This window comes from Paraburkholderia sp. ZP32-5, assembly GCF_021390495.1.
In the GTDB taxonomy this organism is placed as follows: Bacteria; Pseudomonadota; Gammaproteobacteria; order Burkholderiales; family Burkholderiaceae; genus Paraburkholderia.
Genome location: NZ_JAJEJP010000001.1, coordinates 3987362 through 3999977 on the forward strand (window position 1 = coordinate 3987362; position 12616 = coordinate 3999977).

Annotated in this window: 11 protein-coding genes and 1 pseudogene; 3 read left to right on the forward strand and 9 right to left on the reverse strand. The window is 62.8% G+C overall.

Annotation, left to right across the window (positions count from 1 at the left end; genetic code table 11):
* Positions 1-137 precede the first annotated feature (137 nt).
* Positions 138-965: pseudogene (locus L0U82_RS17395) on the forward strand (IS5 family transposase).
* A gap of 63 nt (positions 966-1028) precedes the next feature.
* On the opposite strand, the gene L0U82_RS17400 reads toward L0U82_RS17395, so the two are convergent.
* The 7 genes from L0U82_RS17400 to L0U82_RS17430 form a co-directional block, all read right to left on the reverse strand.
* Complete coding sequence (locus L0U82_RS17400; RefSeq protein ID WP_233832543.1) at positions 1029-1862, reverse strand: PoNe immunity protein domain-containing protein; 834 nt, start codon at positions 1860-1862, stop codon at positions 1029-1031.
* A 12-nt stretch (positions 1863-1874) separates the two neighbouring features.
* Positions 1875-2735: a PoNe immunity protein domain-containing protein gene (locus L0U82_RS17405; RefSeq protein WP_233832545.1), complete on the reverse strand. Its 861-nt coding sequence runs from the start codon at positions 2733-2735 to the stop codon at positions 1875-1877.
* A 709-nt stretch (positions 2736-3444) separates the two neighbouring features.
* Positions 3445-5262 carry a glutamine--fructose-6-phosphate transaminase (isomerizing) gene (gene glmS / locus L0U82_RS17410; protein ID WP_233832546.1) on the reverse strand — a complete coding sequence of 606 codons (1818 nt, stop codon included), beginning with the start codon at positions 5260-5262 and terminating at the stop codon, positions 3445-3447.
* 70 nt (positions 5263-5332) lie between these two features.
* Positions 5333-6694 (reverse strand): bifunctional UDP-N-acetylglucosamine diphosphorylase/glucosamine-1-phosphate N-acetyltransferase GlmU, encoded by a 1362-nt coding sequence (glmU, locus tag L0U82_RS17415; protein WP_233832547.1) that lies wholly within the window; start codon positions 6692-6694, stop codon positions 5333-5335.
* A gap of 137 nt (positions 6695-6831) precedes the next feature.
* Positions 6832-7884, reverse strand: a complete 1053-nt coding sequence (ttcA, locus tag L0U82_RS17420) for a tRNA 2-thiocytidine(32) synthetase TtcA (RefSeq protein ID WP_233832548.1) — start codon at positions 7882-7884, stop codon at positions 6832-6834.
* Positions 7885-7887: 3 nt separating this feature from the next.
* The gene (locus L0U82_RS17425) at positions 7888-8283 is read right to left on the reverse strand and encodes a dihydroneopterin aldolase (RefSeq protein WP_233832550.1); all 396 of its coding nucleotides are present in this window, start codon (positions 8281-8283) and stop codon (positions 7888-7890) included.
* Positions 8284-8370: 87 nt separating this feature from the next.
* On the reverse strand, positions 8371-9222 hold the full coding sequence (locus L0U82_RS17430; protein WP_233832551.1) for an SDR family oxidoreductase: 852 nt from the start codon (positions 9220-9222) through the stop codon (positions 8371-8373).
* A 13-nt stretch (positions 9223-9235) separates the two neighbouring features.
* On the opposite strand from L0U82_RS17430, the gene L0U82_RS17435 reads away from it, so the two are divergent.
* Both L0U82_RS17435 and L0U82_RS17440 read left to right on the forward strand, forming a co-directional pair.
* Positions 9236-10441, forward strand: coding sequence for a class I SAM-dependent methyltransferase (locus L0U82_RS17435; protein WP_233832553.1), 1206 nt, complete (start codon positions 9236-9238; stop codon positions 10439-10441).
* Between the two features lie 43 nt (positions 10442-10484).
* Positions 10485-10679, forward strand: a complete 195-nt coding sequence (locus L0U82_RS17440) for a DUF2905 domain-containing protein (protein WP_233832554.1) — start codon at positions 10485-10487, stop codon at positions 10677-10679.
* A 39-nt stretch (positions 10680-10718) separates the two neighbouring features.
* Here L0U82_RS17440 and L0U82_RS17445 read toward each other — a convergent pair whose 3' ends face one another.
* Positions 10719-11951: a multifunctional CCA addition/repair protein gene (locus L0U82_RS17445; RefSeq protein WP_233832555.1), complete on the reverse strand. Its 1233-nt coding sequence runs from the start codon at positions 11949-11951 to the stop codon at positions 10719-10721.
* Positions 11948-12601 carry a glutathione S-transferase family protein gene (locus L0U82_RS17450; RefSeq protein WP_233832556.1) on the reverse strand — a complete coding sequence of 218 codons (654 nt, stop codon included), beginning with the start codon at positions 12599-12601 and terminating at the stop codon, positions 11948-11950. Before L0U82_RS17450 ends, L0U82_RS17445 begins: the two co-directional genes overlap by 4 nt.
* Between the last annotated feature and the right edge of the window lie 15 nt (positions 12602-12616).

Sequence of the window (12616 nt, forward strand, 5' to 3'; positions counted from 1 at the left end):
CATTTTGATATTGCGCAAGCAGTTGAGTTGAGCCGCACAGCGGTACACCGGCGGTATCGGTCCTCGTTGAAAAATGGTCGCCAGCGACTCCTTTGATGATGCATCTCACTGGCGTCTCAGGAAAACGGTGGTGAGTAATTTCGTCATTAGCGCTCGTCTCTCCAAGACGAAAAATCAGTACCGAGTTATGGGCATCTCTGGAACCGTTGATTCCGGCGTTTACCCCATCGCCCAAAGGCGGTCGCAGACGCACGGTTGATGAGTGGACTGCATTGAACGGCATCCTGTATGTCCTGCAAACAGGTATTGCCTGGGAAGACCTGCCGCAGGAACTGGGTTTCGGTAGCGGCATGACTTGCTGGCAACGCTTGCGGAACTGGCAGGCCCCGGGCGTGTGGGACAAACTGCATCTGGCGATGCTTCGCCGGTTGCGCGAGCATGACCAGATTGACTGGGGACGGGCAAGCGTGGATGCGGCCAGCGTTGCCAGCCCCCGGGGGCAGGAAACCGGCCCCAACCACACGGACAGGGGCAAGCTCGGGACGAAACGACACCTCGTCGTAGATGCCAGAGGCCTTCCCTTGGTGATCACGGTGACGGGTGCGAACCGGTACGATTCGATGGCGTTCGAGCGCACGGTTGATGCGATACCCGTACGCAGTGCCGGGCCTGAGTGGCCAGCCCCGCAAACGTCCGGACAAGCTGCATGCGGACAAGGGCTACGACTTCGCCCGCTGCAGGCAGTACCTGAAACAGCGCGGAATCACCGCGCGCATTGCCCGGCGTGACGTCGAGAGCAAAGAACGGCTGGGCCGGCATCGCTGGGGCGTGAGCGCACGCATGCCGGGTTTGCCGGTTTCGGCAAACTGCGCATTCGCTTCGAGCGGCGTCTCGACATTCATGCTGCCTTGCTCTCCCTTGCTGCTGCTGTTATCTGTTCGCGCTTCGTTGATGACTTGTGTTAGCGGCTCTTATTGCGGGAAGCGGCTACGAAGCGCTCCTGCCGACCCGTGCGAATCGCACGACTACTATCCCTTCGCCGCCGGCGCCGACTGCTCTCGTGCTGCGAACGCACGCGCAAAATCGACAAGGCCTCCCGGATAGACCACATTTCCACGAAAAGAAGTGTCGTCGAGTTCAAGCAGATATGCTGCGGCAGCAGCTTCTATGGCCCAATAGCCGACATAGCTGCCGCCACTTCGTGACTGGTTCAAATGACCGTCCCGGTATCCAGGCGCGTCCTCGAGCGCCGGATACCACTCGTCAAGGTACGCAGAGATATCGGCGATGCTTTCGTCGTCCGACTCGCGATAAAAGCTATTGATAAGAACTCGATACGGCCTATCCTGAAACCATTTATCAACGTCGAATCGTCCATCGATGCCATAAGCGAGCAGATCTTCGTACAGCGTGTCTTGCGCGCAATACCATGGGTCTAACATCCCGGCAACTCTGTGCAGCAAGTCTCGTCTATGGAGCAGATGACATAGGCTAATTAGTTGCATGGCCGCTTCATAGTCTCCGATTTCACCGAAAATAAAGGGAGGAGACGTCGAATCTTTATCCGCGATGCGGCGCAGTGCCATGTACTCCTCGTAGAAGCTCACAACACCTTCTATGTCTCTTTGCATTGGCTGAATGTCTTCGCCACCGGTGTATCGAAGCAGCAATAATCTGAACGCGTTCGTAGCACGAGACCATGCCGCGCCCTTGCGCCGCTCCGCTTCGGTTCCGTTGGCCGGAAGTGTATGGCCCCAAAAAACAACCGATTTCTCGAGGACGCCTTTCAGCCAGCAAAAATAATCCTCTGTCAGAAAACGCTGTCGTCGATTTGCAGCAAAATCGTCCATGACCGAATTCACAAAATTTTCCTGCTAGCCGTCGTTGCTTTTCGTTTGACCGCACAACACGCGGGCCTGGTTACGTGCCTGAGCGTGCTCGTCGCGCGTGTCGAACTTGCGCGCGAATTCCACCAAATCCTTCGGATACAGAAGATGGTCACGAAAAGACGTGTCGTCGAGTTCGAGGAGATATGCTGCGGCGGCCGCTTCGATGGCCCAATAGCCGACGTAGGCCCCGCCATCCGCGACATTGGCTTTCAAGTGACTGTCGTGCCACGAAGCAGCATTCATGGCCTGATACCATTTACCCAGAAACGAACGGATCAGCGAGATACCAAGCTCGTCCGTGTCGCTGTACATGCTGTTGATAAGGTCGCGATAAGATTCGTGAAACCACACGTCGACATCAACCTGGCCATCCATCCCGTAAGCCAGTAAATCTTCATAAAGCGTGTCCCTCGCTCGATAGAACGGATCGAGCATGGCCGTCACCCTCGGAAGCAGTTCACGCCTATGAAGCAAATGGCACAGGCCGATAAGCTGAACCGCAGACTCGTAATCTTCAATTTCACCGAACATAAACGGCGGATAAGAGTCGTTCTTTTCTGCTTTTCGCCGCGCAACGGTATACACCTCGAGACTCATGACCACGGCGTCCAATTCGATGCGCAACAGGCGCAGATCCTTACCGGCCGTGTATTGCAGGAGAAATTGTCGGTACGTGTCATCTGCGACGTATCGTGCGCCCATCGCTTTCCGGGCGTCCTCCCCATTTCCGGTAGGTGGGACATGTTGCTTCCAGTGCTCAATCTCTTTCCTGTTGATGGACGAGAGCCAGGTGAAATACTCTTCGCTCAAAAAGCGTTGACGTCTTTTGCTGTCGAAATCTGCCATTCGCGTTTTCCCTTCGTACACAGACTATTGCAGCCGGACTTTCTTTCGCTGCACAGCTTTGAGCTAACGTGAAAGTTGGAGAGCCACGCAAAGTACGGTTCACTGATAAAGCGCTGGCGCCGGAAAGTCGAAAAATCATCCATCCCAGTGGCCTTGTCCTTTCCTTTTCAACCACGCCACTTTGCGGTTAACGGCTTGTTCCGCTTTCGCTTCATTGTATTGAGTTAGCGCCGGGATATCATGGCCGGCATGCATCATCGTCGACGACTTGTTAGCCGATGCGGTCACCGGCGTAGAAGTCGGCCGCCGCGAACTCGGCCTCAGCGAACAGATGGTTGAGCGCCTTCAGCGCGCGGTAGACAGGCTGGGTTGCGCGCAGACGATTCTGGACGCAATGGGAGGGAGCTAGCCTGGAGTCAGCGGCACAGAACAATGGTGACCGGTCCGCAGACCCGATGCGGTTGCTCGAAGAGCATTGGCCACAGGAGTACCCGGAAGGTGCGGTTGAGTGGCTCTTGATACAACCCGCTCGCGCGCGACGTGCGGCAATGGAGCCGGCTACGGCGCGCGACCATTAGTTCCAGTTAATCCTTGCTGACAAGGAGTTGGAAGCAGCGGTTAACAGTGGGGAGCCGCTGCTAACCGAAACTGATGGCCCCGCTGACCGAAATTAATGCAACTCGGCAGAAACGGCGCGCCGCCCCGCCCCTTACTCCACCGTCACCGACTTCGCCAGATTCCGCGGCTTATCCACATCCGTGCCACGCGCACACGCCGTGTGATACGCGAGCAACTGCAACGGCACCACATGCAGAATCGGCGACAGCACGCCGTAGTGCTCCGGCATCCGGATCACATGCAGGCCTTCGTCGTTGACGATCTTCGTATCCGCATCCGCGAACACATAAAGCTGGCCGCCGCGCGCGCGCACTTCCTGGATATTCGACTTCAGCTTCTCCAGCAGCGCATCGTTCGGCGCGACGGTCACCACCGGCATCGCTTCGGTCACCAGCGCGAGCGGCCCGTGCTTCAGTTCGCCAGCCGGATAAGCCTCCGCGTGGATATACGAAATTTCCTTCAGCTTCAGCGCGCCTTCGAGCGCGATCGGATAGTGCATCCCGCGTCCCAGGAACAGCGCGTGTTCCTTGCGCGAAAACTCCTCCGACCACGCGATGATCTGCGGCTCCAGCGCCAGCACGCTATTCAACGCAGCCGGCAGATGGCGCAGCTGCTTCAGATAATCCGCTTCCTGCTCCGCGCTCAAGCGTCCGCGCAGCTTGGCAAGCGTCGCCGCCAGCGTGAACAGCGCGACCAGTTGCGTGGTGAACGCCTTCGTCGACGCAACGCCGATTTCGCGGCCCGCATGCGTGAGGAACGCCAACTCGGTCTGCCGCACCATCGCGCTGGTGCCGACGTTGCAGATCGCCAGCGTGTGCGTATGGCCGAGCCCCTGCGCGTGCTTCAGCGCCGCGAGCGTATCCGCGGTTTCGCCCGACTGCGAAATCACCACGACCAGCGACTTCGGATTCGGCACCGACTCGCGATAGCGATATTCGCTCGCAATCTCCACCTGGGTCGGGATCTTCGCGACCGATTCGAGCCAGTACTTCGCGGTGAGCCCCGAGTAATAGCTGGTGCCGCACGCGAGAATCAGCAGGCTGTCGATCCCGGCGAACACCTTCTCCGCGCCGTCGCCGAAAATCCACGGATCGAATGCATCGGTTTGCGGGATCGTGTCGGTGATCGCGCGCGGCTGCTCGAAGATTTCCTTCTGCATGAAGTGGCGATACGGGCCGAGTTCGACCGCGCCGCCGTATGCCGCCACCTGACGCACCTCGCGTTGCACGTCGTTGCCGTGGCGATCGGCGATACGCACGCCGTCGAGCGACAGTTCGCAGACATCGCCTTCTTCGAGGAAGATAAAGCGCTCGGTGCTGCCCGCGAGCGCGAGCGCATCCGAAGCGAGGAAGTTCTCGCCGTTGCCGAGCCCGACCACGAGCGGCGAACCTTCGCGCGCGCCGACCACCGTATGCGGCTGGTCCTTATGCAGCACCGCGATCGCATACGCGCCGTGCAATTGCGCGGTCGCCTCGCGCACCGCCGCGAACAGATCGCCGTGATACAGGCTGTGAATCAGGTGCGCGATAACCTCGGTGTCGGTCTGCGAGACGAACGTGTAACCCTTGCCCCGCAGCATTTCGCGCAGCACCTCGTAATTCTCGATGATGCCGTTGTGTACCAACGCGAGCGCGTTCTGCGAGAAGATCGGATGCGCGTTGTCGGTGACCGGCGCGCCGTGCGTCGCCCAGCGCGTGTGTGCGATGCCTGTCACGCCGCCAAGGTCGCTGTCGCGCACCTGGTCGTCGAGGTCGGCGACGCGCGCGACGCTGCGCGCGCGGCTCGGTCCGTTCGCGCCGAGCACGGCGACGCCGCACGAATCGTAGCCACGATATTCGAGGCGACGCAGTCCTTCGATCAGGATGGAGACGATGTTACGTTGCGCAACTGCGCCGACAATACCGCACATGGTTTATTCCTCTTCAGTGCCGGATTCAGGATGCGCGCGTCGTGCGCGCGCCATATCGATCAGCTCGCGATCAGCTCTTCTTCTTGACCGGGCGCACGTAGCCGGTCTTGCCCGTCTGCGTCTTGTCGTTCAACACCAGCGTATCGGCGTCGACGTCCTTCCAGACGGTCGTGCCCGCCGCGATCGTCGCGCCGCGCCGTACGCGCACCGGCGCGATCAGTTGGGTATCGGAGCCGACGAACACGTCGTCTTCGATCACGGTGCGGAATTTGTTCGCGCCGTCGTAGTTGCAGGTGATAGTACCCGCGCCGATATTCACGCGCGCGCCGATATCCGCGTCGCCGATATACGTGAGGTGATTGGCCTTCGAGCCGTGGCCGAGCACCGCGTTCTTCACTTCGACGAAGTTGCCGACATGCGATTCGTCGTGCAGCGACGCGCCCGGGCGCAGCCGCGCATAGGGACCCAGCACGACGTTCGCGCCGACCTCGGCGCCTTCGATATGCGTGAACGCATCGACGCGCGTACCCGCGCCGATGTTCGCATTGCGGATCACGCAGTTCGGCCCGATGGTCACGTTATCGCCAAGCGTCACGCGGCCTTCGAACACGCAGTTCACGTCGATCGACACATCGCGGCCACATTCGAGCGTGCCGCGCACGTCGACGCGCGCCGGGTCGGCGAGCGTCACGCCGGCCACCAGCAGCGCGTCGGCCACGTTGCCTTGATGGATGCGCTCGAGCTCGGCAAGCTGCTGCTTGCTGTTCACGCCGAGCGTTTCCCATTCGTCGTCGGGCTGCGTGGTGACGACTTCAAGGCCGGCTTCGATCGCCATCTCGACCGCGTCGGTCAGATAGAACTCGCCCTGCGCGTTGTCGTTCTTCAGCGCCGCGAGCCAGCCCGCGAGACGCGCGGTCGGCGCGACGATGATGCCGGTATTGATCTCGGCGATCTTCAGTTGCTCGGGGCTCGCGTCTTTCTGTTCGACGATGCGCTGCACGCGGCCTTGGCTGTCGCGCACGATGCGGCCGTAACCGGTCGGATCGTCAAGCGTGACGGTCAGCACACCGTAGCCGTCCCGGCCCGCGCGTTCGGTCAGCGCATGCAGCGTGGCCGCGCGCGTGAGCGGCACGTCGCCGTATAGCACCAGCGTGGGGAGCGAGGAATCGAGCAGCGGCAGCGCCTGCTGGACCGCGTGACCGGTGCCGAGCTGCTGCTCCTGCACCGCGAATTGAATGTCGGGGGCCGCGACGGCTTCACGCACCGCTTCGGCGCCATGGCCGATCACGACGATCAGGCGCGCGGGATTCAGCGCGCGAGCGGTGTCGATGACATGAGCGAGGAGCGGCCGGCCGGCCAGAGGATGGAGCACCTTGGGAAGCGCTGACCGCATGCGCTTGCCGGTACCTGCCGCCAAAATCACGATATTCATGGCGTCGGCAATAGGACGAGTTCGGAGCCGGCGATTTTATCATGCGGCATCGAACGAAAAAGGCCGCGGGTGCGGCCTCGACTCCGTTTTGCGACAGCGAAAAACCGTCGCAAGGCCCGTAAAACAGGGCCTTTTCGTTAGAGATCGTCGAACTGGACCAGCGAAATGGTCTTTGCGCCGTTCAGCGGCGCGCCGTCGTCGGCTCCCGTCGAGCACGGTTCCTCGTCGAACGCGATATCGCCGTTCGGATCCGCCTCGCCGCTCGCGCGCAGCGCCGCAAACGGGAACAGCTGATGATCCATCAGATGTGACGGCACCACATTCGACAACGCGTTGAACATGTTCTCGATGCGCCCCGGGAAGCGCTTTTCCCAGTCGCGGATCAGCGCCTTCATTTCCGCGCGCTTCAGATTCGGCTGGCTGCCGCACAGGTTGCACGGAATGATCGGGAATTCGCGCAATTCCGCGTATTTCTCCAGATCGGTTTCCTTCACGTACGCAAGCGGTCGGATCACGATGTTCTTGCCGTCGTCCGATTGCAGCTTCGGCGGCATGCCCTTCAGTTTGCCGCCGTAGAACAGGTTCAGCAGCAGCGTCTGCAGGATGTCGTCGCGATGATGGCCGAGCGCGATCTTGGTCGCGCCCAGTTCGCCGGCGACGCGATACAGGATGCCGCGCCGCAGCCGCGAGCACAGCGAGCAGGTGGTCTTGCCTTCCGGCACGAGCCGCTTGACGATGCTGTAAGTGTCCTGGTTCTCGATATGGAACGGGATGTCGAGCTGCTTCAGGTATTCGGGCAGCACGTGCTCGGGGAAGCCCGGCTGCTTCTGGTCGAGGTTCACCGCGACGATGTCGAAGTTGATCGGCGCGCGCTCGCGCAGCCGCATCAGAATCTCGAGCATCGCGTAACTATCCTTGCCGCCCGACAGGCAGACCATCACCTTGTCGCCGTCCTCGATCATGTTGTAGTCGCCGATCGCCTGGCCGACCTGGCGCGCGAGGCGCTTGAACAGCTTGTTGTTCTCGTATGCTTCTTTCTGCTCGCGGCGCGTGAGCGGGGACTTCGAGGCGCGAGGGGCGGTGGCGTTCGCGGCTTCAGCGGCTTGTCCGGTCTCGCCGGCCTGCGCTGCCTGCGCCGCTTGAGCGTCCGTGTCGTGCATCTGCTGGTTGAGTATGTCCGGTGCGTTCATCGCTCAATCCTCCTTGATGCGGAAGACTTCGACACCGACCGCGTCGCAGTCCGGATACACATCCGGCTTCTCGGTCGACACGCGCGCGGCGCGCACCTGCGGATGCGCGAGCATCGTGCGCACGAGGTCGTCGCACAGCGTTTCCTGCAGATGAATATGGCCTTGCGACACGCGCTGCGCGATCGTCGAGCGCATGAAGTCGTAATCGACGACTTCGTTCAGCTTGTCGTGCTGCGGCGTGGACATCGCGAGCGGCACGAACAGTTCGACGTTGATCACGACGCGCTGTTCGCCGCGCTTTTCGAAGTCGTGCACGCCGATGTTGATGTGCACTTCGTAATTGCGCAGAAAGAGCCGGCGGCAATCGGCGAGCCGGGGATGCGAAAGAGCGGCAAACATGTTCGTTCCAGTCATAAAAAGCGTGCGGGGCACGCAAAGGGGCTTTACCACCCGCGGCGATCGCCTGAAAAAGGCAAACCGCGCGTATCAGGCGCCCGTCAAAAACATCACGTCGCGCGGCAGCGGCACCAGATGCTGCCCGCCGTCGACCACCAGCGTCGTTCCGGTCACGCCGGCTGCATCCGCGAGATACAGCGCGGCGGCGACGATATCCTCGGGCCGCGACGCACGGCCCAGAGGCGTCATACGGTGAGCGGCCTCGAACCCTTGCTGGCTCTGGTCGCCCGATTGCATCGTGAGGCCAGGCGCGAGCCCGACCACCCGGAGCTTCGGCGCGAGCGCCTGGGCGAGCGCGACCGTCGCGGTCTGCAGCGCCGCCTTCGACAGCGTGTACGACAGATAGTCCGGGTTCATGTTGTACAGCTTCTGGTCCAGCACGTTGATGACGACGCCGCGCTGGGTTTCGTCGTTCAACGCCGCGTCCGGCGTCGCTTCGAACAGCATGCGCGCGAGCACCAGCGGCGCGCCGAGGTTCATCGCGGTCAGCTTCAGCAGCAGTTCGTAGCCGATATCGCGCGCGGTGTCTTCCTCGAAGCGCGACGCGTTGTTGACGATGCACGCCGGCCGGCCCAGCGCCGCCGTGCAATCCGGCAGCAGCCGCGCGACCTGCGCCTCGTCGCCGAGTTCGGCGTGCAGCGCGACCGCTCGACGGCCCATCGCGGTGATTTGCGCGACCACTTCGTCGGCTTCGTCGCGCGACGCGCCGTAGTGCACCGCCACGTCCCAGCCGCGCGCGGCGAAGCCGAGCGACAGCGCACGGCCGATGCGGCGCGCGCCGCCGGTGACCAGCACGGTGCGGGGCGCGTCGGAGGGCGCGCCAATTGGCACGTCGGGCGGCGCTTCGGCCGGCCGGGCGGCGATGTCCGGGGAAACGGTCATTTACAATGCGGGGATGAATCCGAAAGCTCACCAACCCGATAGTTTACCTGCTCCCGGTGCGAGCGCGCTCGAACAGTCCGATGCGCTGGTCGCGCATATCCGCGCGCAACTGGAAGCGGCCGGCGGCTGGCTGCCGTTCGACCGCTATATGGAGCGCGCGCTGTACGCGCCGGGGCTCGGCTATTACAGCGGCGGTGCGCGCAAATTCGGCCTGCGCGGCGACGACGGCAGCGACTTCGTCACCGCGCCGGAACTGTCACCGCTGTTCGCCGCGGCGCTCGCCCGTCCGGTCGCCGAAGCACTGGACGCGAGCGGCACGCGCGACGTGATGGAGTTCGGCGCCGGCACCGGCAAGCTCGCGGCCGGCATCATCAACGCACTCGATGCGCTCGGCGCGGCATTCGATAGTTATTCGATCGTCGATCTGTCGGGCGAACTGCGCGAGCGTCAGCGCGAAACGATTGCGGCCGCCGCGCCCGCGCTGCTTGCGAAAGTGCGTTGGCTCGACGCGCTGCCCGAGCGTTTCGAAGGCGTGGTGATCGGCAACGAAGTGCTCGATGCAATGCCGGTGCGGCTGTTCGCGCACAACGACGGCGTCTGGCATGAACGCGGCGTGGTGTGGCGCGACGACGGTGCGTTCGCGTTCGACGACCGGCCGGTCTCGGCCGCTACGGACCTCGCGCTGCTGTCGGAAATCGACGCGACCCGCGAAGCTGCCGGCGAAGACTACGTGACCGAAACGCACGAAGCCGCGCGCGCCTTCACGCGCACCATCTGCGCGATGCTCGCGCGCGGCGCGATTCTTCTGATCGATTACGGCTTTCCGGCTGGCGAGTACTACCACGGACAACGCGCGCAAGGCACGCTGATGTGCCACTACCGGCACCGCGCGCACGGCGATCCGTTTCTGTACCCCGGTCTGCAGGACATCACCGCGCATGTCGAATTCACCGGTATCGCCGAGGCTGGCGTCGAGACCGGCGCGGACCTGCTCGGCTTCACGTCGCAAGCGCGCTTCCTGATGAACGCGGGCATCACCGACGCGCTCGGCGAAATCGATCCCGCCGACACCGCGCGCTTCCTGCCCGCGGCGAATGCGGTGCAAAAGCTGCTGTCCGAAGCGGAAATGGGCGAACTCTTCAAGGTGATCGCGTTTTCGCGCGGACTCGACGATACGTTGCAGGCGTTTTCGAGCGGCGACCGCTCGCATACGCTGTAACGTTTATTCTGACTTTTACTTCGGCTCGGCCTGGGAACTCGCGATGATCCGCTGGCTTTTGACCACCTTCGTTGCCGTCGCGGTGCTGTCGTCCTGCTGGCCGTGGCTCAGGAAAATCGGCATCGGACGGATGCCCGGCGACGTGACGCTGCGGCTGTTCGGACGCGAGTATCCGTTTCCGTTCATGTCGACGCTGGTGCTGTCGATGTTGTTGTCGTTGCTGGTGCGGGTGTTGTAGGCAGCGCGTCTTCACCCTGCCACAACACCGCCCACACCGCTAACCGAGCGCCGCCTCCACCGCGCGCACCCGCTCTTCATGCACGGCATCCTTGATGCCGGCCGGCGCATCGGCAAGCCGCTTCGCCACCGCTCCCGCATCGACACCGCGTGCGGCCACCAGCGCAACCCTCAAGCGCTCCGCCTGCGGATACTCGCGTGCCTCGAATCCAAGCCGCCCACGCGCATCGGACTCGCACGCCTGCAACGCCTCGGCAAATCGCGCGGGCTTCCTGAGCGCGTCGCTGCGCTCCAGCAGCCGCACCAGCGCGGCCGCGCCAAACTCCATCACGCGATGAATATTGCCGTGCTCGCGCGCGACCAGCACCGCGAGGTCGCGGCACTCGTTCGGCACGCGCAGCCGCTCGCATAGCGGTTTCAGCAGATCGACACTGCGGCCCTCGTGACCGAGATGGCGCGGCAGGATGTCTTCGGGCGTGGTCGCCTTGCCGAGATCGTGCGTCAGCGCCGCGAAACGCACCGTCAGCGCGTAGCCCTGCTGCGCCGCGTGGTCGAGCACCATCATCACGTGGACGCCCGTATCGACCTCGGGGTGATAGTCGGCGCGTTGCGGTACGCCGAACAACGCATCGATCTCCGGCAGAATCCGCGCGAGCGCGCCGCATTCGCGCAGCACCTCGAACATCCGCGACGGCTTCTTTTCCATCAAGCCGCGCGATATCTCCTGCCACACGCGTTCCGCGACCAGCGCATCGACTTCGCCGTCGGCAACCATCGTGCGCATCAGCGCCATCGTTTCCGGCGCGACCGTGAAATCGACGAAGCGCGCCGCGAAGCGCGCGATGCGCAGAATCCGCACCGGGTCTTCGAGAAACGCATCGCTGACATGACGAAACAGCCGCGCTTGCAGATCGGCCTGGCCATTGAACGGATCGATGACAGGGCCGGTCAACTCGCCGTCCGGGCGCACTTCGCGCGCCATCGCGTTGATCGTCAGATCGCGGCGCGCGAGGTCTTCTTCGAGCGTCACGTCGGGCGCGTAGAAAAACTGGAAGCCGTGATAGCCGGCCGCCGTCTTGCGCTCGGTGCGCGCGAGCGCGTATTCCTCGTGCGTCTGTGGATGCAGGAACACCGGGAAGTCTTTGCCCACCGGCTTGTAGCCCTGCGCGACCATCTGCTCCGGCGTCGCGCCGACCACCACGTAGTCGCGGTCCTGCACCGGCACGCCGAGCAATTCGTCGCGAATCGCGCCGCCTACGGCATAGATATTCATGGGCATTCGTCTTGATACGCGATCGCGTGGGTTTCCTCGCGCGCCGCGTCGATCCATGCGTTGACCGCGGGCAACGCGGTCAACCGTTCGACATACGCGGCGGACGCCGCCGACAACGCCGGCTTCCAGGTGTTGAAGCGCATCGCGACCGGCGCGTACATCGCGTCGGCAATGCCGAACTCGCCGAACAGGAACGGGCCACCATGGTTGGCCAAACAATCGCCCCAGATCGCCTCGATCCGCGCGATATCGGCCAGCACGCCCGGCGTCGCGTTTTTGCCGGGGAATGACGCGCGGATATTCATCCACATATTCGAGCGCAGTTCGCCGAAGCCCGAATGCATCTCCGCGCTGACGCAGCGCGCGTGCGCACGCGCCGCCGCGTCGCGCGGCCATAGCGCGTGTTGCGGAAAGCGCTCGGCGAGGGTTTCCGCGATCGCGAGCGAATCCCAGATCGCCTGCCCTGCATCATCGATCAGACAGGGCACCTTGCCGGGCCCCTGCGGCGCATGCGCGCGTATCGATGCATTGGTGTCCGGCTCGTTCAGCCAGATCAGCACCTCTTCGAACGGGATGCCGAAATGCGTGAGCAACACCCATGGGCGCATCGACCACGACGAATAGTTCTTGTCACCAATAAGCAGCTTCATGCGTTGTATGAAAGA

Excerpts from the sequence above, each read along its gene's own strand:
- glmU (WP_233832547.1), bottom strand. The coding sequence starts at position 6,694 with ATGAATATCGTGATTTTGGCGGCAGGTACCGGCAAGCGCATGCGGTCA.
- L0U82_RS17425 (WP_233832550.1), bottom strand. The coding sequence starts at position 8,283 with ATGTTTGCCGCTCTTTCGCATCCCCGGCTCGCCGATTGCCGCCGGCTC.
- ttcA (WP_233832548.1), bottom strand. The coding sequence starts at position 7,884 with ATGAACGCACCGGACATACTCAACCAGCAGATGCACGACACGGACGCT.
- L0U82_RS17435 (WP_233832553.1), top strand. The coding sequence starts at position 9,236 with ATGAATCCGAAAGCTCACCAACCCGATAGTTTACCTGCTCCCGGTGCG.
- glmS (WP_233832546.1), bottom strand. The coding sequence starts at position 5,262 with ATGTGCGGTATTGTCGGCGCAGTTGCGCAACGTAACATCGTCTCCATC.
- L0U82_RS17430 (WP_233832551.1), bottom strand. The coding sequence starts at position 9,222 with ATGACCGTTTCCCCGGACATCGCCGCCCGGCCGGCCGAAGCGCCGCCC.
- L0U82_RS17445 (WP_233832555.1), bottom strand. The coding sequence starts at position 11,951 with ATGAATATCTATGCCGTAGGCGGCGCGATTCGCGACGAATTGCTCGGC.
- L0U82_RS17450 (WP_233832556.1), bottom strand. The coding sequence starts at position 12,601 with ATGAAGCTGCTTATTGGTGACAAGAACTATTCGTCGTGGTCGATGCGC.
- L0U82_RS17405 (WP_233832545.1), bottom strand. The coding sequence starts at position 2,735 with ATGGCAGATTTCGACAGCAAAAGACGTCAACGCTTTTTGAGCGAAGAG.
- L0U82_RS17440 (WP_233832554.1), top strand. The coding sequence starts at position 10,485 with ATGATCCGCTGGCTTTTGACCACCTTCGTTGCCGTCGCGGTGCTGTCG.